The sequence below is a fragment of the Prevotellamassilia timonensis genome, assembly GCF_900106785.1.
Lineage (GTDB): Bacteria > Bacteroidota > Bacteroidia > Bacteroidales > Bacteroidaceae > Alloprevotella > Alloprevotella timonensis.
On sequence record NZ_LT629843.1, the window covers coordinates 294,680 to 319,257 of the forward strand.

15 protein-coding genes and 1 tRNA gene are annotated in these 24,578 nt (G+C 55.6%); 14 read left to right on the forward strand and 2 right to left on the reverse strand.

The window, feature by feature from the left end; all coding sequences use genetic code 11:
- Positions 1-233: 233 nt before the first annotated feature.
- The gene (locus BQ5453_RS05220; RefSeq protein ID WP_071122402.1) at positions 234-1,139 is read left to right on the forward strand and encodes a cation diffusion facilitator family transporter; all 906 of its coding nucleotides are present in this window, start codon (positions 234-236) and stop codon (positions 1,137-1,139) included.
- Positions 1,140-1,868: 729 nt separating this feature from the next.
- On the opposite strand, the gene BQ5453_RS05225 is transcribed toward BQ5453_RS05220, so the two are convergent.
- Entirely contained in the window at positions 1,869-2,879 is a 1,011-nt protein-coding gene (locus BQ5453_RS05225; RefSeq protein WP_071122403.1) for an aspartate-semialdehyde dehydrogenase, read from the reverse strand.
- A gap of 283 nt (positions 2,880-3,162) precedes the next feature.
- Between BQ5453_RS05225 and BQ5453_RS05230 the strand changes: the two genes are divergently transcribed.
- Positions 3,163-5,184 (forward strand): cation:proton antiporter, encoded by a 2,022-nt coding sequence (locus tag BQ5453_RS05230; protein WP_235860035.1) that lies wholly within the window; start codon positions 3,163-3,165, stop codon positions 5,182-5,184.
- Positions 5,185-5,309: 125 nt separating this feature from the next.
- Here the strand turns inward: BQ5453_RS05230 and BQ5453_RS05235 are convergent.
- Positions 5,310-5,384, reverse strand: a tRNA-Pro gene (locus BQ5453_RS05235).
- Positions 5,385-5,905: 521 nt separating this feature from the next.
- Between BQ5453_RS05235 and BQ5453_RS05240 the strand changes: the two genes are divergently transcribed.
- The 12 genes from BQ5453_RS05240 (at position 5,906) to BQ5453_RS05295 (ending at position 24,472) form a co-directional block, all read left to right on the forward strand.
- On the forward strand, positions 5,906-7,162 hold the full coding sequence (locus BQ5453_RS05240) for a 3-phosphoshikimate 1-carboxyvinyltransferase (protein WP_071122404.1): 1,257 nt from the start codon (positions 5,906-5,908) through the stop codon (positions 7,160-7,162).
- Between the two features lie 395 nt (positions 7,163-7,557).
- Positions 7,558-7,968 carry a phospholipase gene (locus BQ5453_RS05245; protein WP_071122405.1) on the forward strand — a complete coding sequence of 137 codons (411 nt, stop codon included), beginning with the start codon at positions 7,558-7,560 and terminating at the stop codon, positions 7,966-7,968.
- 171 nt (positions 7,969-8,139) lie between these two features.
- A complete protein-coding gene (gene frr / locus BQ5453_RS05250; protein ID WP_022102856.1) occupies positions 8,140-8,700 on the forward strand; it encodes a ribosome recycling factor in 561 nt (186 codons plus the stop codon).
- 125 nt (positions 8,701-8,825) lie between these two features.
- Complete coding sequence (gene rsgA, locus BQ5453_RS05255) at positions 8,826-9,773, forward strand: ribosome small subunit-dependent GTPase A (RefSeq protein ID WP_022102855.1); 948 nt, start codon at positions 8,826-8,828, stop codon at positions 9,771-9,773.
- Positions 9,774-10,435: 662 nt separating this feature from the next.
- Positions 10,436-10,900: an NfeD family protein gene (locus tag BQ5453_RS05260; protein ID WP_022102854.1), complete on the forward strand. Its 465-nt coding sequence runs from the start codon at positions 10,436-10,438 to the stop codon at positions 10,898-10,900.
- Between the two features lie 212 nt (positions 10,901-11,112).
- On the forward strand, positions 11,113-12,951 hold the full coding sequence (locus tag BQ5453_RS05265; RefSeq protein ID WP_071122406.1) for a M6 family metalloprotease domain-containing protein: 1,839 nt from the start codon (positions 11,113-11,115) through the stop codon (positions 12,949-12,951).
- A gap of 225 nt (positions 12,952-13,176) precedes the next feature.
- Entirely contained in the window at positions 13,177-14,550 is a 1,374-nt protein-coding gene (locus tag BQ5453_RS05270; protein WP_071122407.1) for a DUF6242 domain-containing protein, read from the forward strand.
- Positions 14,541-15,368, forward strand: coding sequence for a type IX secretion system protein PorG (gene porG, locus BQ5453_RS05275; RefSeq protein WP_235860036.1), 828 nt, complete (start codon positions 14,541-14,543; stop codon positions 15,366-15,368). Before BQ5453_RS05270 ends, porG begins: the two co-directional genes overlap by 10 nt.
- A 37-nt stretch (positions 15,369-15,405) precedes the next feature.
- Positions 15,406-16,122: an isoprenyl transferase gene (locus BQ5453_RS05280; RefSeq protein ID WP_071122408.1), complete on the forward strand. Its 717-nt coding sequence runs from the start codon at positions 15,406-15,408 to the stop codon at positions 16,120-16,122.
- 119 nt (positions 16,123-16,241) lie between these two features.
- Complete coding sequence (locus tag BQ5453_RS05285; RefSeq protein ID WP_071122409.1) at positions 16,242-18,896, forward strand: BamA/OMP85 family outer membrane protein; 2,655 nt, start codon at positions 16,242-16,244, stop codon at positions 18,894-18,896.
- Positions 18,897-18,914: 18 nt separating this feature from the next.
- Complete coding sequence (locus tag BQ5453_RS05290; protein ID WP_071122410.1) at positions 18,915-19,433, forward strand: OmpH/Skp family outer membrane protein; 519 nt, start codon at positions 18,915-18,917, stop codon at positions 19,431-19,433.
- An 884-nt stretch (positions 19,434-20,317) separates the two neighbouring features.
- On the forward strand, positions 20,318-24,472 hold the full coding sequence (locus BQ5453_RS05295) for a leucine-rich repeat domain-containing protein (protein WP_071122411.1): 4,155 nt from the start codon (positions 20,318-20,320) through the stop codon (positions 24,470-24,472).
- Positions 24,473-24,578: the final 106 nt, after the last annotated feature.

Here is a 24,578-nt window from a genome sequence, read left to right on the forward strand (position 1 = left end):
TCGCCCCCATTAGTGCTTGCGTTTTTTACAGCGCTAAGCAATTAACGAGCCACGCTACTGCATCAGCCCATTAGCATATTAACAACATATTGTAACACATTAGCACATTAAAAAAGCGTCAGTCCGCACAACCACCCTACCCATAAATACATTAACTTTGCACCCGTGAATAAAGAATGCGTGGGTGCAAAGTTTTTTTGCCTCCCCACCCCAAACACACCCCTAATGCAACAATGACAAGCGCAACAACCGAAAAACAGCGCGAGCGCCAAATATTCCGCGTCACGCTATGGGGCAGCGTAGTAAACTTTTTGCTGCTCGTTTTCAAATTTGTAGCCGGCATAGTAGGCGGCAGTGCAGCCATGATAGCCGATGCCGTACACTCACTCTCCGACTTCATTACCGACGTAGTGGTCATACTCTTTGTGCGCATATCAGGCAAACCCTGCGATGCCGACCACGACTTTGGCCACGGCAAATACGAGACCCTCGCCTCAACCCTTATAGGCCTCATGCTCATGGCCGTAGGCATAGGCATACTGTGGAGCGGCGCCACCCAGATAGTGCACGTGTGCCAAGGCCACACACTTGCCCAACCCGGCATGATAGCCCTTGTAGCCGCACTCCTCTCAATAGTGTCCAAGGAGCTCATCTACCAATGGACCGCCCGCGTAGGCCGCCGCGTAGAGTCGCAAGCCGTCATAGCCAACGCCTGGCACCACCGCAGCGACGCCCTGTCGAGCATAGGCACCGCCGTAGGCATAGGCGGCGCCATTGTGTTAGGACCCGAGTGGCGTGTGCTCGACCCCATAGCCGCCGTAGTAGTGAGCGTGTTCATCATCAAGGTGTCTGTGCAACTGTTTGTGCCCAGCATACAGGAATTGCTTGAAAAGTCGTTGCCCGAAGCCGACGAGTCGTTCATCATCAACACCATACTCGAGCAGCCCGGTGTGAGTGCGCCCCACAATCTGCGCACCCGTCGCATAGGCAGCAACCGCGCCATCGACGTACACTTCCGCATGGACGGCAGTACCCCCCTGGTGGAGGCGCACCACGCCACACGTCAAATTGAGGCCCGCCTGCGTGCCAAGTTTGGTCCGCAAACCATCATCACCACCCACGTTGAGCCGCTCAAGTAGCGGCAGCAGCGGATTGGTTTATCAGTTACGGGAGAGCGTTTTTTCAATAACGGGAGAGCGGATTTTCAGTTAATCTGACTGAAAATCCGCTCTGTCGTTATAGGAAAACGCTCTCCCGTTGTGCATAAAACGCTACCACAAAACGCAAGCTCTAATGGGGGCGACGCGTCTCGCGTCGGGATAATAAAAGAAAAGAATACAAGCTCTACTAAATAATAGCTGCACTTTCCCCGACGCGAGACGCGTCGCCCCCATTAGTGCTTGCGTTTCTTCAAGCAACAAACGCTAGCACCCTCCACCACCAAACGCTACCACAAAACGCAAGCACTAATGGGGGCGACGCGTCTCGCGTCGGGATAATGAAAGAAAAGAATACAAGCTCTACTAAATAATAGCTGCACTTTCCCCGACGCGAGACGCGTCGCCCCCATTAGTGCTTGCGTTTCTTCAAGCAACAAACGCTAGCGCCCTCCACCAAACGCTACCACAAAACGCAAGCTCTAATGGGGGCGACGCGTCCCGCGTCGGGCATTAAAACAAAGGCTCACAGACAAGCGAGATATTAGTGTTGTCTGTGAGCCTTTGTTTCGTGTATAAATGCTGCATTTTCCCGACGCGGGACGCGTCGCCCCCATTAGTGCTTGAGTTGGGAGCTTGAGTGCAATAGCGTCGCCCCCATTAGAGCTTGCGTTGGGTGCTGAGTCCGATAGTATGTTTACACAGCGATCTTTACTTTACATCGCCCACCTTGATGAGGTATTCGGCAATCTGTACGGCGTTGAGGGCGGCACCCTTGCGTATCTGGTCGCTCACGAGCCAAAGGGTGAGGCCGTTGGGGTTGGCCAGATCCTTGCGAATACGACCTACATATACGGGGTCCTTGCCGGCCAGGAAGAGGGGCATGGGGTACTCCTTCTTTTCGGGATTGTCCATCAGTACCAGACCGTCGCCACCCGATATGGCCTGCTTTACTGTGTCAATGTCGAGGGGTTGCTCTGTCTCCACCCAGATGGCCTCAGAGTGAGAGCGGAGCGAGGGCACACGCACACAGGTGGCTGAGGTGAGCACGTCGGAGTGCATGATTTTGCGTGTCTCGTTATACATCTTCATCTCCTCCTTGGTGTAACCGTTGTCTTGGAACACGTCGATTTGTGGAATGACGTTGAAGGCCAGCTGGTAGGCAAACTTGTTGACGGTGACGGGCTGTCCGGCCAACACCTGGCGGTACTGCTCCACCAGTTCGTCCATGGCAGCCTGGCCAGCACCGCTCGCGGCTTGGTATGAGGCCACGTGCACACGCTTGATGTGGCTCAGGTTCTCGATGGCCTGCAGTGCCACCACCATCATGATAGTGGTGCAGTTGGGGTTGGCAATGATGCCGCGCGGACGTGTGAGGGCGTCCTTGGCATTGCACTCAGGCACAACGAGGGGCACTTCGTCGTCCATGCGGAAGGCCGAAGAGTTGTCAATCATTACGGCGCCATACTTGGTGATGTCGGCGGCAAACTCCTTTGAGGTGCCGGCACCGGCTGATGTAAAGGCAATGTCAACGTCCTTAAAGTCGTCGTTGTGCTGCAGGAGTTTAACAGTGTACTCCTTGCCGCGGAAGGTGTATTTGGTGCCTGCGCTACGGGTTGAGCCGAAGAGCAGCAAATTGTCGATAGGGAAATCGCGCTCGGCCAGCACGCGCAGAAACTCTTGGCCTACGGCGCCGCTTGCGCCAACGATTGCTACGTTCATATTGCTTGTGGTGTGTTTTATGCCGCCAAACTGTGGTTATTGCTTTCATCACAACCCGCACAGCGGGGCGGTATGTTACATTTTGTAATTGTCTGTTTTATGATTGGTTGCATAACGTCAGCCGACGTTAGGTGTGCAAATGTACAACATTTTTTGCTATTTTTGGTCAGTCCGTCCTATTTGTGCGCGTCAGTTGGCAGTAAATGGCGGTTTTTTTCGCAACTTTGCAGCATCATACACACATTTTATGCCTTTTATTGGGCAAATCTAATAATTACAGACCTTGATAACAGACCCTACCTGGATATTCCTCATTGTGCTGGGCATCATACTCTTTGCGCCCATGCTGCTCGACAAGTTGCGCGTGCCCTCGATAGTGGGCATGATATTTGCCGGCGTGCTCATCGGCCCCCACGGGTTCGGTGTGCTTGAGCGCGACACCAGCTTTGAGCTGTTTGGCAAGGTGGGGCTTTACTACATCATGTTCCTTGCCTCGCTCGAGATGAACCTGCAGGACGTGCAGCGCATCAAGGGGCGTGCCGCCACGCTCGGTTTGCTCAGTTTTGTCATACCGATGGGCATTGGTTATGCTGCCAACTCGATGTTAGGCTATGGTGCGGCCGCTGCGGTGCTGATGGCCGCCATGTATGCCTCGCACACGCTGATAGCCTACCCCATTGTGCTGCGCTACGGCCTGTCGCGGCTCGACAGTGTGAGCATAGCGGTGGGTGGCACCATAGTGGCCGACACGCTCACGCTGCTGGTGCTTGCCGTGGTGGGCGGTGTGTTTAAGGAGCACGTGACGGGGCTTTACTGGCTGTGGCTGTTGGTCAAGGTGGTGGCGCTTGGCGGCATAATCATATATAGCTTTCCGCGCATAGGGCGGTGGTTTTTCCGCCGCTACGACGACAGCGTGGTGCAGTATGTGTTTGTGCTGTGCCTGGTGTTTCTGGGTGCGGGCCTGATGGAGTTTGTAGGCATGGAGGGCATATTGGGTGCCTTCCTGGTGGGCCTTGTGCTCAACAGGCTTATTCCGCCCTCGTCGCCCCTGATGAGCCACATCGAGTTTGTGGGCAATGCCTTGTTCATACCCTTCTTTTTGATAGGTGTGGGCATGCTCATCAACCTTGGTGCGCTGGTTGAGCACGAGGGTGCCATAGTGGTGGCCGCCGTCATGGTGGCGGTGGGGCTTGGCAGCAAGTGGCTGGCTTGTTTTGTCACACAGAAGGCTTTTAAGATGAGCCTTGGCGAACGCCGCCTGATGTTTGGTCTTACCGGCTCGCGCGCTGCGGCCACACTGGCGGTGGTGCTTGTGGGCTACAAGATAATACTGCCCGACGGCAGCCGTCTGCTTGGCGATGATGTGCTGAACGGGGCCATGGTGCTCATACTGGTGACGTGTGTGGTAAGCTCGCTCATTACCGAGAACACGGCGCGCAAGGTGGCTGTGGCGCAACGCTCGGCCGCCACTGTCACTACGGTTGTGGCCCAGCCGGCGGGCAAGGCTCCCGACCGCATACTCATGGCGCTGCACAACCCCTCGATGGTGCAGGCGCTGGTTGACCTGTCGCTCATGCTGCGCACGCCGCACTCGGTGGCGCCCATCATAGCGCTCAATGTGGTGCTCGACAACAATCCCTCGGCGCGCCAGTCGGGCGAGGAGCAGCTTGAACACGCGGTTAAGCTGGCTGCTGCCACCAACATGCGCATACAAACGTACCAACGCTGGTCGGTGAATGTGGCGAGCGGCATATCGCACACCATCAAGGAGCGTGCGGTGAGCGACCTTGTGCTCGGACTGCACCAAAAGGAGCGCCTGTCTGACACCTTTTATGGCAAGTTGAGCACCGACCTGCTTGGTGCCGTCGACCGCCAGATATTTATATTCCGTGCCACAATGCCGCTCAACACCATGCAGCGCATACAGTTGCTCGTGCCGCCCAAGGCGGAGTATGAACAGGGCTTTGGGGGCTGGCTCGACCGCATAGCCTTGCTTGCGCGCCAGCTTACGTGTGGCATCAATGCCTACTCTACGGCCGACACGCTGACGGCGGTTGAGCACTATGTGGGCAGCAAGCACAATGGGGTGCCTTTGCTCGGCACGGAGTACCGGTCGTGGAACGACCTTGTGCCCCTGGCCCATAACGCCCGCACCGACCACCTGGTGGTGTTTGTGTGTGCGCGGCGCGGCACCATCTCATTCCACAACTACCTCGACCGCCTGCCCGACCAGATTGAGCGTTACTTTTCGTCGCGCAACGTGCTGATGGTTTATCCGCAGCAACCGTTTACGAGGCGCAGTTAGTGGTAACGGGGCTTACGCCAAAGCGGCCTGCGGTGAGTACATTCACCGCAGGCCGCTTTGCTTGGCGCCTTGACACAAAAAAAGCAGTCAGCTGCGTGAACAACTGACTGCCGTACAATTCAAAGTCGGGGTGACTGGATTCGAACCAGCGACCACACGCCCCCCAGACGCGTACTCTAACCGGGCTGAGCTACACCCCGAATTGCGAGTGCAAAAGTACGCATTTCCTCTTAACCTGCAAACTTTTACCGCATTTTTTTGTGTAAAAACCGCAATTACCGCGTCTTTTTGCCGCATTTTGGGGCAAAAAGAGTAACTTTGCGGTGTTTGCTACCATTGATTAGTTGACGAGGGGGCGATGGGTTTACGAGACATTGCCACCTGGTAAGGCCTCAACGCGCTGCAAGAAAACGCAAGCACTAATGGGGGCGACGCGTCCCGCGTCGGGGTGGAGAACGGAGGAAAATGCGAACTTTGCTAAATAATAGCTGCATCTTTTCCCGACGCGAGACGCGTCGCCCCCATTAGAGGTAGCGTTTGGTGCTTGAGTCTGTTCGTATGTTTACTTTTCGCCGAACAGCAACAACAATGAACAAATGCTGCATCTTTTCCCGACGCGGGACGCGTCGCCCCCATTAGAGGTAGCGTTTGGTGCTTGAGTCCATTCGCACGCCCCCGGCTCTGCCAACACGCACGCATATATATTATATATAAAGATACTATGGAAGGACCCACCACATATTCGCCCAATCTGCCTGCCACGCTGCGGGCCACCATCAATCTGCCCTCGTCGAAGAGCATCAGCAACCGTGCCTTGCTGCTCTGCGCGCTGAGCGGCCCCGACTCGAGTGTGGAGCGCATGTCGAACTGCGACGACACCTATGTGATGTGGCGTGCCCTGACGCAACGACCTGCCACGGTGGACATCATGGCCGCTGGCACCGCCATGCGCTTTATGACGGCCTACTTTGCCATTTGCCGTGGCGAGGAGCACACCATTACCGGCACTGAGCGCATGCGCCAACGCCCCATCAAGGTGCTTGTTGACGCTCTGCGGCAGTTGGGGGCCGACATCAGCTATGTGGACAACGAGGGCTATCCACCCCTCCACGTCAAGGGGCGCAGCTTGCAAGGCGGCCGCATCAGTTTGCCCGCCAGCGTGAGCTCGCAGTACATATCGGCCCTGCTGCTTGTGGCGCCCACCATGGCCCAGGGCCTTACGCTCGAACTTGTGGGCGACATCATATCGCGCCCCTACATCAACATGACGGTGAGCATGATGCGCACCTTTGGGGCCGACATTGAATGGACTGACGCGCACACGCTGCATGTGGCACCACACGCCTACCTGAGCGATGTGATATACCCGGTGGAGAGCGACTGGAGCGCGGCCTCGTACTGGTATGAGATGATGGCGCTCACGCCCGATGCCGGTGCCACCATCACACTGCCCTGGCTCTACAAGGAGAGCTTGCAGGGCGACAGTGCCGTGAGCCGCTACTTTGAGCCGCTGGGTGTGCACACGGCCTACGACACTGAACACGAGCTTGTGGTGCTGACAAAGTGTGCCGACGCGCTGCTGCCCGAGGGCCAGACTTATGAGCTTGACCTGATTGGCCAGCCCGACCTGGCGCAAACGCTGGTGGTGACCTGTGCCATGCTGCGGCGCCCGTTCAGATTTAGCGGACTGCGCTCACTGCGCATCAAGGAGACTGACCGCATGGCGGCCTTGCAAACCGAACTGGCCAAGTTTGGCATTGCACTGGGCATTGAGGCCGACGATGTGCTCTACATTGACAGCTACGCCGATGGCACGCCCCACTACAACGGCCAACCCATTGCTACCTATCACGACCACCGCATGGCCATGGCTTTTGCACCGGCTTCCATGGTGTGTGAGGGGGTACAGATAGCCAACCCCGAGGTGGTGAGCAAGAGCTACCCGCGCTACTGGGAGGACCTTGAAGGATTAGGTTGACGGGGTGACGGGGTGACGGGGCTGCAGAAAAATGCCCCGACGCGAGACGATGCTGCTGAAAAATTCCCGACGCGAGACGCGTCGCTCCCATTAGTGCTTGCGCTTCTTCAAGCATCAGACACTACCACCAAGAGCTACCACCCAACGCTACCACTAAGCGCTAGCACTAAACGCTAGCACTAATGGGGGCGACGCGTCTCGCGTCGGGCATTTTCCTGCAGCCTCGTCTCACGGGAAGATATGCAGCTATTATTAGTATTAGCAGTAGTAGCGCTCGTATTTAACTCTTATCTCTATCCCGACGCGAGACGCGTCGCCCCCATTAGTGCTTGCGTTTCTTCGCAGCGTCTTTTATTGCGGAACTCAATCCGAAACTTCAACAACTTATTATCACCATGCAAATATTGTTACTCTCGCTCCTCGGCCTTTGCCTTGTGGCCCTTGTGGCCGGCTGGCTGCGCAACCGCACGCTGCAGGCCAAACTGCGCCGTGGCGAAATAAGCGAAATGCCCCACATACGCAAGCGCCCCGAGGGGTGCTGCGGCAAACACGCTGTGTGCGAAAAGGAGCAGCTCATGGCCGACGCGCTGGCTCCCGACATTGAATACTTTGACGATGAGGAGCTTGACGCCTACAAGGGGCGTGCCTCAAACGCTTACTCTCCCGACGAGGCTGCGCAGTTTGAGGAGGTTATGACAACCATGCGCCCCGACGAGGTGGCGGCTTGGCTGCGCTCACTGCAACTGCGCGGCATTAACCTGCCTGACGAGCTGAAAGACGAGGCTATCATGCTGGTGGAGGGATAGGCCGACGCTTTTTGCACCACTTTACTTTGCAATATCACTCAGTTTGCACTATCTTTGCAGAAAATAGGCTGCACCTCGGCATAACACCCAAACAATAGCTGAGGTTCTGCTCTCAGTTTGCACAACAGCAGCCACACAACACACGTAACATTCACAACAAACACTGACAATATGCTCGACGTAAAGAAATGCCTCAGCGACAGCGAGGAGAAAATGGACATGAGCGTGATGCACCTCGAAGACACGCTCGCCCAAATCCGTGCCGGCAAGGCCAACGTACATATCCTTGACGACCTGCGCGTCAACTCATACGGCTCTATGGTGCCCATCAACAATGTGGCAGCCATCACTACCCCCGACTCACGCACCATCGCCATCAAGCCTTGGGAGAAGAATATGTTCCCCGTTATTGAAAAGGCTATCATCGACTCTACCATCGGCATCATGCCCGAAAACAACGGCGAGGTTATCCGTCTGGGCATCCCTCCCCTCACCGAGGACCGACGCAAGCAGCTCACCAAGCAGTGTGCCAAGGAGGCCGAGGAGGCTAAAGTGGCCATTCGCAACGCACGCCGCGAAGGCATCGACAAACTGAAGAAAGCCTTGAAGGACGGTCTGCCCGAAGACGTGGAGAAGGACGCCGAGGCTAATCTGCAAAAGATACACGACAAGAAGGTGAAGAGCATCGAGGAAATTCTTGCCACCAAGAACAAGGAAATCATGACGGTGTAACTACAAACACACCGCGATGTGACTAACAAATAAATTGAGAGTTTAAGAGTTCAGCACAGAGGCACTGCCAGCCAGGCCCGTGTTCTTGACTCTTAAACTCTTAACTGTTTATTCCCCCACACTTCATGCACGGAAAAGTAATCAAAAGCACAGGCAGCTGGTACCTGGTGCGCACCGACGACGGGCGTGCCGTTGAGTGTAAGGTGAAAGGCAACTTCCGCCTGCGCGGCATACGCTCTACCAACCCCGTAGCCGTGGGCGATGGGGTGACCATCAAGGAGCAACCCGCCAAGGGCAGCGAGGAGGCGGCAGCCTTTATCACCGAAATTGACGAGCGACGCAACTACATCATTCGCAAGGCTTCGAACCTGTCGAAACAGAGCCACATTCTGGCCGCCAACGTGGACATGGCTCTGCTCGTGGTGACCATTGCACGCCCCGAAACGAGCACTACCTTTATCGACCGCTTTCTGGCCTCGGCCGAGGCTTACCGCGTGCCGGTGTGCATTGCCTTTAACAAGGAGGACGACCTCAGCCCTGCCGAGCGCGAGGTGATGGACTACTGGCAGGCGCTGTACACCAACATTGGCTACGAGTGCTACCGCATGTCGGCCCTCAACGCCCAAGGCATTGAACCGCTGCGCCAGGCGCTGCAAGGGCGCACCACGCTGCTGGCCGGCCACTCGGGGGTGGGCAAATCGACACTGCTCAACCTGCTTATTCCCGACGCCCATGTGCGCACGGCACAAATATCTGACGCCCACGGCACGGGCATGCACACCACCACTTACAGCGAGTTGTTTGAACTGCCCGACGGGGGTGCGCTCATCGACATTCCGGGGGTAAAGGGCTTTGGCACTTTCAACATCGAACGCGACGAGGTGGCGCACTACTTTCGCGACATATTTGCCATATCGGCCGACTGCCGCTTCAACAACTGCACCCACACCCACGAGCCGGGCTGCGCTGTGCTGCAGGCGCTCGAGGAACACCGTCTGGCCCCATCGCGCTATGCGTCGTATCTGTCGATGATGGACGACCAGGACGAGGGTAAGTACCGGGCGGCTTATTGATTGCTGAATTGACGGGGTGATAAGTTAACGGGTTGACAGGTTAACGGGTAAGTTTGCTCTGCATTATTGACAGATATATATGACTCAACTTTCGGATTTAGCAAGTGCGGGCTGAAAGCCCAATGGAGCCCATAGCCCAGGGCAAGCGAAGCGGCACCCTGGGTATCGCGTGTTGGAGCAGTCGCGCCCTGTAAGGGCAAAAGCTTTAAGACATGGCGCAGATGTTGGACAAGACATACATACGATGTTCCACTTAAAGACCGCTAAATCAGCTATCAAGTAAGAATAACAACATAAAGGGTTAAAGCTTTTGCCCTTACAGGGCGCGGAGACTCTACTATGCGGAAGCCCCAGGGTGTCGCTTCGCTTGCCCTGGGCTATGCGCTCCATTGGGCTTTCAGCCCGCCCTTGTTAAATCCGAAACTTGAGTATATGAGTAAATATATGACAGACTTGCCAATTGCCTCTAACCCCATAGTCCTTAACACAAGCAGAGGTAACTTTATAACCCCATAACCTTATAACCCCATAACCTCCAACCTCATAACCTCCTTAGCCCCCTAACACAAGCAAAGGTAACTTTATAACCCCATAACCTTATAACCTCATAACCCCTCCCCTCATAACCTCATAACCTTATAACCCCTTAACCTCCCCCCACCATGACTGTTATCATCATACTCGCAGCCTTTACGCTCATACTCGGGTTGATAGAGATATTCATCACCCCGGGGTTCGGCCTGGCAGGCATCGGTTCGATAATCTGTGCCCTGGCCGACGTTGTGCTCATCTACACCGACTACGGCTTTGGTTGGGCCTGCGGTGCCGTAGTCATCGGTTTGGCCGTGTTGGGCATCATGCTCTACATTGTGGCCCACTCGCGCACCTTCGACCGCATGAGCCTCCACACCGCCATCACATCAACCAACGCCACCACCGACCAGCTGTCGGTTAAGCCCGGCGACACCGGCAAAGCCCTCACGCGACTGGCCCTTGTGGGCAACGCCACCATAGGCGGCAAACAGGTCGAGGTGAAGTCATCGGGCGAATTTATAAATCCTGGCACACCCGTGCGCGTGGTAAGTGTCAGCGAAGCAACTATCATTGTTGAAAAAACTAACGAATAACACGTTGGCAACATTCTTGGTTAACGTGGTAACAAGTTGACAGATTTACAGGTAAGTATGTCATACATTACTTATTATGCTAAAGTAAGACTGGCAAGAAGCTCAGAAAACTGGACCAACTTACCCGTTAACTTGTCAACCTGTTTGCTAATTACGCCAAAGCGTAACGAACAAGCAGGTGTTATACGCCTATATAATATATAATACTACAAATGAAACTCCGACACACCATACTGTCACTTGCGCTTGCCACTTGTGCCACAGCTGCCATGCAAGCCACCACTCCCGTACGTCGCACCATCAGCCACCAACAGCCCAACGGACAGGTGGTCACCATCAATGCCGTGGGCAACGGGCGCTACACGCTTTACAGCCTCGATGGCACCGCCGTGCTGCCCGGCACCGACGGACACTACTACTATGCCACGCTGAACGCTGACGGACAGCTCGCCATTGGCACCACCCTTGCCGGCTACGCGGCCCGCAGCACGGCACAACCACGCTTGAGCACGGCACAGACCGAGGCACTGCTCAACGCCGCACTGCCCGTGGCCCCCGTGGTGCGTCAGGGGGGCATGAGTGCCAAGAGCCTGACCACCAGCACGCCCGACGGGTTGGGCGAATATGGCAAGAGTGCACTGGGCGCCGTGCAGAGCATTGGCAGCCCCACACTGCCCGTGGTGATGGTTGACTTTGCCGACCGCGCATTTCAGGACACCATTACCACTGCCAAGGTGACACGCTTCTTTAACGAAACGGGCTACCGCGACGAACCCGCTGCACGCGGCTCGGTGCGCGACTACTTTGTGGCACAGAGCGACAGCTTGTTTACCCCTACTTTTGAGGTAGTGGCCCACGTCAAACTGCCCAGCGGCTATGTCTACTACGGCAAGGACGGCAACGGCGGCAGCACCGACCCCAATGCCCGGCAATTTGTGATTGACGCGCTGGCCGAGGCTTCGAAAGTGGTGGACTTTGGCTCTTACTGCACCCCAGGCAGCACCGATGTGCCAATGGTTGTGCTCATGTTTGCGGGGCCGGGGCAGCAATCGTCGTTTGAGGACGGCAACAGCAACTACCTGTGGGCCAAGTTTCAGCAGAGCAGTTTCAGTGTGAACGACAACAAATACCAAGTGCGCTCCTACTTTATGGGCAACGAATTGCTGCAAACTTATGGCAAGGACGAGAACGATGTGACGGGAGCCGCCATAGATGGTGTGGGTCTTTTTGCTCATGAGTTTGGTCACGCTCTGGGTTTGCCCGACTATTATAACACGCAGAACAGTTCGGCTTTCAACACCATGGGCTATTGGGACATCATGGACTACGGCCAATATTACCAGAACGGCTACCGCCCCATAGGCTACACTGCCCACGAGCGCAGCTATCTGGGCTGGCTGCATGTGACGGAACTCACCGACAGCGCACAGGCCTGCCGCCTGCTGGCTCTCGACGGCTCGCAAGGCAACGAGGGCGGTGCCCGCGCCTACGTGGTGCGCAACCCCGAGTATGCTAACGAGTACTATATGTTTGAAAACCGCACCACAAACACCTGGCACACCAAGACCATGGGCACTGGCATGCTCATCACGCACATTGACTACGACCGCCAGGCATGGAACGGAAACCGCGTCAACACCCAGAAGAACCACCAGCGCATGCAGTTTGTGCCGGCCGACGGCATAAAGGAGGGCAACACCACGAGCGAGAGCATGAACATGAATGCTTTGTTTGCCGGCTACCGCGCCGACCTCTTTCCCGGCACCAAGGGGGTGACACAGTTCCCCAGCGCTGACACACCTGCCGCCACGCTGTACAACGGCAGCAGCAAGTTGCTTGAACGACCCATTTACAACATTGCGGTACAACCCGACGGCAGCATCACTTTCGGCTATCTTGACGCCTCAATAACTGGCATCGGGCAGACTGCTACCGTGGTACGCCAACCGGCCAAAGCCATCTACGACATGAGCGGACGCCGCATAGCCTCGTGGGAGACTGCCGCACCGGGCCTTTACATTGTAAACGGGGTGAAGGTGGCCAAACGCTGACACCAACGGCTGCCGCCTCTGACTTGCCGCAGGCCCGTTATTTACAAGAGTTGTTCAACAGTGCGTCACACACGTTTGTCCTCGCGTTAAAACAAGATAAATATAACCGAAAGGACGGATAAGTAAGATTTTGTACGTATTTTTGCAACTTGATAAAGTAGGCACTACGCTGCAAGTATACATTATTGTATTGGCAAGCAGCCGCCTTACCCCACATTATAATATATGAAGAAGAACAGCATATTCAGCCTCATACTCGCCCTGGCAGCCGGACTCACACTGGCCACGGCTTGCGACACGTCGAGCGAAGTGACCGAGAGCGACTCGGCACGCGACTGCCTCATAACCTCGGCCACAATGGGTACTCTCAAACGCCAGGTGCATATGATCAATGCAGCCGGCCGCGACACTACCTACACCTACACGGTGACGGGGGCTGCCTACAACCTGACCATCGACCAGGTGAACAACCGCATATTCAACGAGGATTCTCTGCCTACCGGCACACGCACCGACAAACTGGTGTTTGCCAGCTCAAGCGGCATTAGCAGCACGGGCACACTGGCCATCAAGAGCCTCTACTCGGGCAAGGATACGCTCTACACCTATACCGACAGCACCGACTTCAGCGTAAAACGCGAGGTTTCGGTGTACGACACTTATGGTGAGCGCAAGCGCACCTACACCTTCGACATTCGCGTGCACCGCCAGGAGGCCGACTCTACGGCATGGCAGCAGGTGGCAGCTAATCCGCTGAGCGATGTGGCCTCGTTTGTCAAGAGCCGCGCGCTCACTGCGGGCAACACGCTCTATGTGTTTGGCCAGCGCGCCGACGGCAAGGTGCAGGTGGTGCAGACGTCTGTCATGGCCCCCGACTTTGACGGCAGCGCGGCCAACATCAGCACCACGGGCTTTGATGTGCGCAGCGTGACACACTTCGACGGCCACTTCTATGCGCTGGCCAACGGCACACTCATGCACTCGGCCAACGCTGCCGAGGGTTGGCAAACGGCCACCACACACCACACTTTCAGCGCCATAGCGGGCTGCACGGCCGACAGCATTTATGCCATTTCTAACGCACAGATGTGGGCCTCGGCCAATGGCACGGACTGGGCGCCGTCTGCCATCGACACCGACGCACAGCTACCTGCGGGCAACAATGTGGCTTCGGCCACGGTGGCCTCACGCATTAACAAACCGGCCCAGATGCTCGTCATGGTGGGCATTGAAGGTGGCAAGGCCAATGTGTGGAAACACGACATCGACTCGGTGGGCGGTTTCTTCACGCCGTGGTACAACTTGCCCCAAACCAGCGAGTTGGGCGCTTATGCCTGTCCCGTTGTGCAGCAGCACACACTCTTTGGCTACGACACCAACACGGTGCTCGCCGGCCTCAGCGCCGAAGGGGTAGTTGCCCCGTTCTATGTGAGCCGCGACAACGGCCGCACATGGCGCACCGATGTGCTGACACACCCCACGCTGACGGGGGCCACCTCGCTGGCCGTTACCACCGATGCCAACAATTACATCTGGCTCATCTGCGGTGGCACCGGTGTGGTGTATAAAGGACGCATCAACCGCCTCGGGTGGGAATAACAAGCGCAACGGCTGCACATTTGCACATCTGCGAGCATAGCGAGCGCATCACCTGCACATCTGCATCATCTATATTTGTTTTGGCCACAACTAATCACATATTCATCGTCATGCGGCAGCACCTTGCGGTGTTGGCCGCATTGGTGTGTTTGTGTGTGGCAGCACTCGCATCCCCCACCCAAGCCCGCGCACAAGTGCAGGCCGACGAGAGCGTGTACCGTCTGGAACTGGGAGCCGGCATTGGCGGCGCTTTCAACTTTACCGATGTCAAGGACAACATAGGCATGGCTGCCGCCGCGGTGGCACGCTTCCCCTTCAATCCGCGCATGGCACTCAAAACGCAGTTCAGCTTTGCACAAGCAAAGGGCAGCACCGCCGGGCTCAAAGCCTTTTATCCAGCCAACACCGGGGCTGCAGGGGCCGAACGGCTCAACTACCAGGTGAGCAGTGCCATATACGACCTGTCGGCACTCTACGAACTGCACTTCCTGCCCTACGGCTATGAGCGCGACTACCGCCACTACTCACGCATCGTGCCCTATGTGCAAATGGGCTTCGGACTGACTTACGGCGCCGCAGGAAAGGCTTTTACAGCCAACATTCCACTCGGCGCAGGACTTAAATACAAACTGGGGCCACGCCTCAACCTGGGGCTCGACTGGCTGGTGCACTTCAGCCTGAGCGACAAACTCGACGGACTCGAAGCGCCTCTGGGCATCAAGAGCGAAATGTTCCGCAACAAAGACATTTACTCAACCCTCTCCCTCACCCTCACCTACGACCTCAACCCAAAGTGCCCCACGTGCAACAGGGACTGAGGCACTCACACCCCCTAACCTATACAAAGAGAAACTTATGCAAAAGATACCTGCCCACATAGCCATCATCATGGACGGCAACGGACGTTGGGCCAAAGCACGCGGTCTCGACCGCAGCATGGGACACCAACAAGGCGTTGTGGCCGTGCGCGAAATTACCACGGCCTGCTCCAATCTGGGCGTAAAGTTCTTGACGCTCTACACCTTCTCTACCGAAAACTGGAACCGCCCGGCCAACGAGGTGGCTGCACTGATGTCGCTCATTCTGACATCGCTCGAGGAGGAACTCTTTATGAACAACAACGTGCGCCTGCGCATCATTGGCGACCTCAGCCGCGTGCCCGAGGTGGTGCGCGAGTCGATACTCGGTCTGCAACAGCGCACATCTGTCAATACGGGCATGACCATGGTTATTGCCCTGAGCTACAGCTCGCGATGGGAAATGACCAATGCCGTGCAGCGCATTGCTACAGAAGTGGCCGAGGGCAAACTCACACCGGCCGACATCAACGAGCAAACCATAACAGACCACCTCAGCACCAACTTCATGCCCGACCCCGACCTGCTCATACGCACAGGCGGCGAGGTGCGGCTGAGCAACTACCTGCTGTGGCAGTGTGCCTACACCGAACTCTACTTCTGCCAAACCTTCTGGCCCGACTTTCACAAGGCCGACCTCGTAAAGGCCATCGAATGGTTTAACCACCGCGAACGGCGCTACGGAAAAACAAGCGAACAAGTGACCAAGGCTTGATGTGTCACAACCCGGCGTGATACCATGCCCTGCTCTGCCCGCCGCCACCGCAACATACAGCGCTTACAGCTCCCAACGAGCCACACACGCGCTCACCTTACGCAACAACACAACGATAAATGAAATACAACTCACGCAAACTGCTCATCTTGATGGCTATGGCCGCACCGCTGGCCACCGCCGCACAAGCACAGACCGCAGAGGGTGACAACAACGACAACAAGCCCGTCATCACCTACACGGCCAACCACCCTCGCTATGTGCTGGGAGGCCTCACCGTGGACGAGATGAAAGGCTACGACAACGACTACCTGCTCAACATATCGGGCCTCAACGTGGGCGACACCTACGAAATTCCCGGGCCCGACATCAGCGAGGCCGTGCGACGCTATTGGAACCAAAAAATCTTTTCGAACGTTGAGATTGTGGCCGACAGCATTGTCGACGGCAAAGCTTACCTGCACATCAAACTCACCGCACAACCACGCATATCGAGCATACGATACACCGGCGTCAAAAAGTCGGAACGCGAGGACTGCGAAAAGATTATCGGCTTTCAGCCCGGCAACCAAATCACCACCGACATGGTGAACCGCGCCGAGCACTACATCAAGAAGCACTTTGTGGAGAAGGGCTTCAAAAACTGCGAGGTGCACATCACACAACGCGAGGACGTGACGGGCGACAACCGCGTGCTGGTGGATATCGACATCAACAAGAACGAAAAGGTGAAGGTGCACAAAATCTTCATCACCGGAGCCAACCCCAAGCACGTGGCAAAACTCAAGCGCGCCATGAAAAAGACGCACGAAAAGAGCTTTGTCAACATGTTCCGCTCAAAGAAGTTCCTGCCCGAAAAGTATGACGAGGACAAGGGGCTGCTCATTGAAAAACTCAACGAATGGGGCTACCGCGACGCACTCATCACGGCCGACAGCGTGCAAACCATCGACCAAAAGCACGTCAACATTCACCTCAACGTCTACGAGGGCACCAAGTACTATGTGCGCAACATCTCGTGGGTGGGCAACACCGTGTACAACTCCGACCTCCTGCAGCGCATCTTACAGCTCAACAAGGGCGATGTCTACAACCAGACACTCATGGAGAAACGCCTTACGAGCGACGACGACGCCGTGGGCAACCTCTACTATAACAACGGCTACGTGTTCTACCGCCTCGACCCCGTCGAGGTAAACGTCGTGGGCGACTCCATCGACCTCGAAATGCGCATTCGCGAGGGCCAGCAGGCCACATTCAACCATGTGCGCATCGCCGGCAACACACGTGTGTACGAAAACGTCATACGACGCGAACTGCGCACAAAACCGGGCGACCTCTTCTCAATGGAGAGCATCAAGCGCTCTATTCAGGACCTCGCACAAATGAACCAGTTCGACCCCGAAGCGCTGCAGTCACAGTTTGGCCAAAGCGGCATCAAGCCCGACCCCGTGAGCGGCACCGTCGACCTCAACTACCCACTCACCTCAAAGGGCGGCGACCAAATCGAACTCTCGGCAGGCTGGGGACAGACCGGTATCGTGGGACGCGTAGGACTGAAGTTCACCAACTTCTCAGTGCAGAACCTCTTCCGCAAGGGCTACAAACGCGCCGGCTTCATACCGCAGGGCGACGGACAGACGCTCTCGCTGCAAGTGCAAACCAACGGTACTTACTACCAAAACTACGGACTCAGTTTCCTCGAACCATGGCTCGGCGGAAAACGCCCCAACCAGCTCTCTTTCAACATATCATACAGCAAGCAGAGTGATGTAAACTCCAACTACATCAACCAAAACTACTACAACAACCTCTACAACTACGCTTACGGCTACGGCACAAGCTCCAACTACTACACCGACGCCTACGACCCCGACAAGTACGTCAAGATGATTAACCTCAGCCTTGGCTTCGGCAAACGTCTGCGCTGGCCCGACGACTACTTCACCTTCATGGCCGAACTGTCGTACACACGCTACATGCTCAAGTCGTGGCAATACTTCCTCATAACCGACGGTAACTGCAACAACATCAACCTCTCGCTCTCATTGCAGCGCAACTCTACCGACCACCCCTTCTACCCGCGCAAGGGCTCTGAGTTCCTGCTACAGGCCACACTCACACCACCCTACTCGCTCTGGGACGGGCGCAACTACAAAAATCTGGCCACCAACCCACAGAGCGCCAACTACCAAAAGGAGATGCAAGAGAAGTACCGCTGGATTGAATACCACAAGTGGAAACTCAAGTTCCGCAACTTCACAGCACTCTCAAGCGCCGTCAAGGCACCCGTGCTCATGACACGCTTCGAAATGGGCATACTCGGTGCCTACAACCGCCACAAAAAGTCGCCTTTCGAAACCTACTACGTGGGCGGCGACGGCATGTCGGGCTATTCTACAGGCTACGCCACCGAGACCATCGGACTGCGCGGTTACGAAAACGGCTCGCTCTCGGGCAACAACTCCTACTACGGCGACGCCTACGCCTACAGCCGCATGACACTCGAACTGCGCTACCCCTTGATGCTCGAAACCTCAACCTCTATCTTTGCACTCGCATTTATCGAGGGAGGTAATGCCTGGACCGACGTCAAAAAGTTCAACCCCCTCAACATGAAGCGCTCTGCCGGTGTAGGTGTGCGCATACTGCTCCCCATGGTGGGCCTCATGGGTATCGACTGGGCCTATGGTTTCCAAAAGTACATCAGCGGATACTCGGGCAAGCGCGCAGGCGGTTCACAGTTCCACTTCATCATTGGCCAGGAATTCTAACAACACACTTTTACGCTCATGAAAAAGTTAGCTTTATTATTGCTCATCGCCCTGTGCACCTCATTCAGTGCCAGCGCACAAAAGTTCGCCCTCGTCGACATGGAGTACATTCTCAGCAACATACCTGCCTACGAGCGTGCCAACGAGCAACTCAACCAAACCTCCAAGTCGTGGCAAGCAGAGGTCGAAGCACTCAACAACAAGGCACAAACGCTCTACAAGAACTATCAAAACGAGAGCGTCTTCCTAAGCGACGCACAAAAGAAGGAGCGCGAAAAGGCCATCGTCGACAAGGAAAAAGAGGCGGCCGACCTTAAAAAGAAATATTTCGGGCCCGAGGGCGAGCTTTACAAAAAGCGCCAAAGCCTCATCGAGCCTATACAGGACGAAATTTACAACGCCGTCAAGAGCATAGCCACCACCAAGGGCTTCCAGCTCATTCTCGACCGCGCGTCCGACAACGGCATCATATTTGCCTCACCAAGCATCGACATCAGCAACGAGGTACTCAGCAAGCTGGGCTACGACGTGCGCTAATCCCCCCCACACTCTCTCCCCCGTCATTGGCGGCATGAGGCACACAAGCCCCATGCCGCCAAATGCTATTTTACACCCGATAGGGTATAATTCACACACCGCACGCCTATTTTATACCCGTTCGGGTGCAATCTCCAATCGAAACATCAGATCAATATGAGAAGAATGAAATTGACTTGTACGAGTACATCGAACAACTGCACGATTGGAATTAACATAGTATTTTAACCTGTCAATCTGACTATAAACGCTACCTCTAATGGGGGCGACGCGTCTCGCGTCGGGATAGAAACAAAAGTTAAATGCAAACGCTACTACTGCTAATAATTGAGGCCTGTTTTACCGACGCGAGACGCGTCGCCCCCATTAGTGATCGCGTTTCTTCAAGCACCAACCCCGCCTCCCTACCAACAAACGCTACCTCTAATGGGGGTGACGCGTCTCGCGTCGGGATAGAAACAAAAGTTAAATACAAACGCTTCTACTGCTAATAATTGAGGCCTGCTTTCCCGACGCGAGACGCGTCGCCCCCATTAGTGATCGCGTTTCTTCAAGCACCAACCCCACCCACACACATCATCAATAATAATGACAACGGGCAGACATGCACCAACAGGCTGACAACCAGACGGGTACATGTCTGCCCGTGTCGTATGGCTACAATCAAAAAAACTTTGCCACTCATACCCATAAACGCGCCACTTAAACCCGAAAATCGACCACTTACGCACACTACGCCTTTAAGCTATTGAAACGTTTGTTTATTTCCCGTAAATTTGTGCTTGACAATATGTGGCACATACACACCAGTTAAGTGCCCGATAGAGATAATAATTATAGAGAGAACAACAAACATAACTTTCCTAACACTAACACACACTACTATGGGAAAAACAAACGCCAAGATGTGTAGTCACAAGGCTACGCAAGTGTTACCGTTAAGTAAAGGCACGCCCGCCGTGGGCATAGCCTCAAGCAGTTATTTCGCAGCCTGCGCCCGCCACGTGGGCGCCCTCGCCCTGTTCGGCCTCATGTTCTGCCCCGTGCAGGTCATGGCCAGCCGTGCACCGCGCCTCGCCGTTGCTGACAGTTCCGAAGTAGTCAGCCCCGTGCTGCCCGACCAAGGCACCACCGCACCCACCGACTCCATCGACAATGGCGGGGCGGGCGACACCGAAGAGGTACTGCCCGATACCATTCCGTATGAGCAACTGTTGAAGCACAATAGTTGGCTTTCTACTAATAAAGAAGCCGGCACCACCACCCAACAGTCGTGGGAGATCATCTGCAGCCGCCCCACCAAGCTCACCTTCAACTATGCCTGCAATAACTACAATGCATACGGCACATTCCAAGTCACACTGAATGACAGTACCATCATCAGTAGAGATCGCTGGAGTTCAACCGAGAGAGAACTCTATCAAATAGACTTGCCCGCAGGTCGCCATGTGCTAAAAGCATCATACAACACACGTTACGGAAATCAATACGATCTTGAAGACGAAGCCTATTGTTACGCCGCCATCAGCGACATAGCCACCGACGATGCCCAGTCCAACGCCACAGCCTACCTTGGTGCCCTTGCAGACTTCCCTGGCCTCAAACAAGAGCTGCAAACAGCGCTCGACAACTATAACGCTGCCCCCGACGACGAGGCACTCTACAACACCATGGCCGCCACACTGAACGATGTGCGCAAAGCCGTATCGTACTATCCGCTCATTCAAAAAGACATCGTTGTAGCCGACTCTATCCTCAACGAAGGCGCCTATGTCGACATATCCGAAGCCGTAGCCCTTGGCCGCGCCATCGATGTCAACACCTCAACAAGTGCCGACTACCTGGCTGCATTCAACGCGCTCGAAACGAGCATTGCCGTACAAGTGTCGAGCAACCAAAAAATCGACGACTGGGCGTTCAACACCAGCCAACGCTACACCATCGACAACATGGGTTACTACCTCGACCAAGAGCACAAGGTGGCAGCCTGCACCGGCCTGCAAACCGAAGATGCCGATGTAACCAACCTCGTCATACCCTCCACTGTGCGCTACAACGGCGTTACCTATGCCGTCGTGGCCCTCTACGACAACCGTTACAACCAAAACAAAGTGCGCACACTCACCCTGCCCCGCACCTTACGCCACATCAACGACGGGGGATTGTCTGATTACCGCGCCATTACCGACCTCGAAATCCCCGCCAATGTGGAGCGCATGGGCGATTACATTGTGAACGACTGCCCACAACTGCAGCGCATCAAGGTCAATGCCGAGGTGCCGCCCACATTGGGGTCATTAGGTGTTGACAGTTACTATGAAGACGGTTACACAGCATACCGTCACCTCAGAATAGTTATCCCCCGCGAGAGCTTCCACGCCTACCGCCTTGTCAGTGCATGGAACACCGACTACAACGTGCTCATCGGTGGCGACGAAGGCATCACTGTCAGCACAGGCAAAATTGCCGCTGGCGACCTTGGCCATGTAGTAGTAGAAGAGGCCGGCTATCTGCAAGAGGTGAACAAACTCATCATTGAGGGCGAGCTCAACGCTGACGACTGGAGCAAGATTGGGCAAATGACCAACCTCACCGAGCTCGACCTGTCAAAAGCCCTGATTGACGAAATACCAAGCTATGCATTCAACGAGCGTGGGGCCATCGACAAAGTGGTGCTGCCGCCCACTCTCAAAAAGATTGGCAGCTATGCCTTCCAAAGGACCTCACTGACATCAGTCAATATCCCCGACAATGTCGAGACCATCGAGGAAGCTGCTTTTCGTCAAATAAAGCAACTGCAAGAAGTGCATCTGCCAGACAGTCTTACATCATTAGGCCGCTACGCATTTGCAGAATGCCGCAGTTTGCGTACAGTCAAGATACCCACCAAACTTAAAGAGATTCCGTGGTATGCTTTCGACGGTTGTAAATCTCTGCAAAGTGTCGAACTGCACGACAGCATAACAGGCTTTGGCGATTATTCTTTCAGAAGCTGCGACCTCCGCGAAATAACACTTCCCAAATCAACCACATGGATTGGCGGAAGAGCCTTTGCAGAAAATACAAATCTGAGCAAAGTGACACTCAACGAGGAACTTATCGACATTTGGGCTTATGCTTTCCAAAACACAGCCATCGACACCCTCAACTGCCCCTCTACCCTACGCAATATATATAACGGCGCATTTGCTGGCTGCCGTAATCTGAGTCAAATAAACCTTAACGAGGGACTGACACGCATTGAAGTGTATGCATTAGCTAACAACAAGGCCACAGAAATCGTACTTCCCAGTTCGTTGGAATATTGCTCTCAGTCTGCTTTCGACGACTGCGACAGCCTCGTCACCATCGAGGCACGCTCTGTCATGCCCCCCAACACCGACGGCGGTTGTCCCCTGACTGGCACAGACCTCACCAAGGCCGCACTCTACGTGCCCGTATGGAGCCTTTCCGAGTATCAGTTGGCCACAGGCTGGAACCAGTTCTACACCTTCCGCACCTCCGACTTCATGCCGCAGTACGTCAAGGTTAACAAGGACTTCTACTTCACCCTGCGCGACGAGCTCGACCCCGACTACCGTCCCGACATCGAACTTACCGTCACCAATAACGAGATTACCGACTCGCACGACAACACCGACTACCAGCACGGCAACCTCACCATCAGCGGACGCAGCAAACTCGCTGTCAACGACTTCAGCATGGTGCTCTCGCCGTATACCAAGTACGCTTACGAGGGGGGAGATGGGTATTACTACAATGACAATTATAGATACCTCCGCCCAACCAGCCTCATTGTCAAGGGCGAGATGCGTGCCGAAAACGTCACCATCAACCTTTGGAACGCCACCAACCGCTGGCAGTTCGTGTCATTCCCCTTCGATGTCAAGGTGAGCGACATTGTACCCGTCGACAGCACCACCTCATGGGTAATACGCGGCCACTCGGGTGCCGAGCGCGCAGCAGGCAACACCGCTGCCGTATGGCAGAACCTCTCAGCCGACGATGTGCTGCAAGCTGGCAAGGGCTACATCATGCAGTGCTACAAGCCTGACGACAAAAACGGCAACTACTACGCCGCCCAATTCACCGTGCGCCCCCTCACCACCACCGTCAACCGTCAGCAAATATTCAATGCCGACAACCGCACCGTGGCACTTGAGGAGCACCTCGCAGAGTTTGAGCACAACCGCAGCTGGAACCTCATTGGCAATCCCTACCCAAGCTACTTCGACACCCGCTTCCTCGACTTCGGGGCGCCCTTCATGGTGTGGAACAGCAACAACCAGAACTACGAGGCTTACAGTCCGGTAGACGACAGCTACATTCTCGCACCCGCCGAGGCCTTCTTCGTGCAGCGCCCCGTCGACCAGGAGAACATCACCTTCCTCAAGGACGGACGCCAGACCGACCGCTACGCCCGCACACTTGTAGAGGAAGAGCCGGCCAGCGCACCGCAGCGCATCAGGGCTGCCTACGACAGCAACACCCACACCGCCGCACAGCGCACCGTGTTCAACATCACACTGGCCAAGGACGGACAGCAGGCCGACCGCACCCGCGTAGTCATCAACGAGGCTGCCACCATGCAGTACGACCTCAGCCGCGATGCCGCCAAGTTTACCGGCACCGAACCTGCCGTGTCGCAAATCTTCACCATCAACGGCGCCACACGCTACGCCATCAACGAGCGTCCGCTCAACAATGGCCAGGCCCTGCTCGGTCTGCACTTCGGCACCGATGGCACTTACACCATCGGCCTCAGCAATCAGCCCGACGGCCAAATCACACTTGAGGACCGCCTCACTGGCACCAAGCTGCAGCTCAACGGCACCGCAGGCTACAGCTTCACAGCCAAGGCCGGCGACAGCACCGACCGCTTTGTGCTCCACTTCGACGCTGTGGCCACGGGCATCAATGCCGCCACTACCAACGAGGCTGACCGCAACGACGACACTTACACCCTCGACGGACGCAAGGTGAACACCCCCACGGCACCGGGCCTCTACATCAAGGGTGGAAAGAAGGTTATCAAGTAGGATAATTGGTTTACAAGTTGACGAGTTTACAAGTTGACGGGTAAGTTAGTTTACTCAAGTTTCGGGTTTAGACGGGTGCGGCCAAAGGCACCGAACGCTACCTCTA

Excerpts from the sequence above, each read along its gene's own strand:
- BQ5453_RS05220 (WP_071122402.1), top strand. The coding sequence starts at position 234 with ATGACAAGCGCAACAACCGAAAAACAGCGCGAGCGCCAAATATTCCGC.
- BQ5453_RS05225 (WP_071122403.1), bottom strand. The coding sequence starts at position 2,879 with ATGAACGTAGCAATCGTTGGCGCAAGCGGCGCCGTAGGCCAAGAGTTT.
- BQ5453_RS05240 (WP_071122404.1), top strand. The coding sequence starts at position 5,906 with ATGGAAGGACCCACCACATATTCGCCCAATCTGCCTGCCACGCTGCGG.
- BQ5453_RS05245 (WP_071122405.1), top strand. The coding sequence starts at position 7,558 with ATGCAAATATTGTTACTCTCGCTCCTCGGCCTTTGCCTTGTGGCCCTT.
- frr (WP_022102856.1), top strand. The coding sequence starts at position 8,140 with ATGCTCGACGTAAAGAAATGCCTCAGCGACAGCGAGGAGAAAATGGAC.
- rsgA (WP_022102855.1), top strand. The coding sequence starts at position 8,826 with ATGCACGGAAAAGTAATCAAAAGCACAGGCAGCTGGTACCTGGTGCGC.
- BQ5453_RS05260 (WP_022102854.1), top strand. The coding sequence starts at position 10,436 with ATGACTGTTATCATCATACTCGCAGCCTTTACGCTCATACTCGGGTTG.
- BQ5453_RS05265 (WP_071122406.1), top strand. The coding sequence starts at position 11,113 with ATGAAACTCCGACACACCATACTGTCACTTGCGCTTGCCACTTGTGCC.
- BQ5453_RS05270 (WP_071122407.1), top strand. The coding sequence starts at position 13,177 with ATGAAGAAGAACAGCATATTCAGCCTCATACTCGCCCTGGCAGCCGGA.
- BQ5453_RS05280 (WP_071122408.1), top strand. The coding sequence starts at position 15,406 with ATGCAAAAGATACCTGCCCACATAGCCATCATCATGGACGGCAACGGA.
- BQ5453_RS05285 (WP_071122409.1), top strand. The coding sequence starts at position 16,242 with ATGAAATACAACTCACGCAAACTGCTCATCTTGATGGCTATGGCCGCA.
- BQ5453_RS05290 (WP_071122410.1), top strand. The coding sequence starts at position 18,915 with ATGAAAAAGTTAGCTTTATTATTGCTCATCGCCCTGTGCACCTCATTC.
- BQ5453_RS05295 (WP_071122411.1), top strand. The coding sequence starts at position 20,318 with ATGGGAAAAACAAACGCCAAGATGTGTAGTCACAAGGCTACGCAAGTG.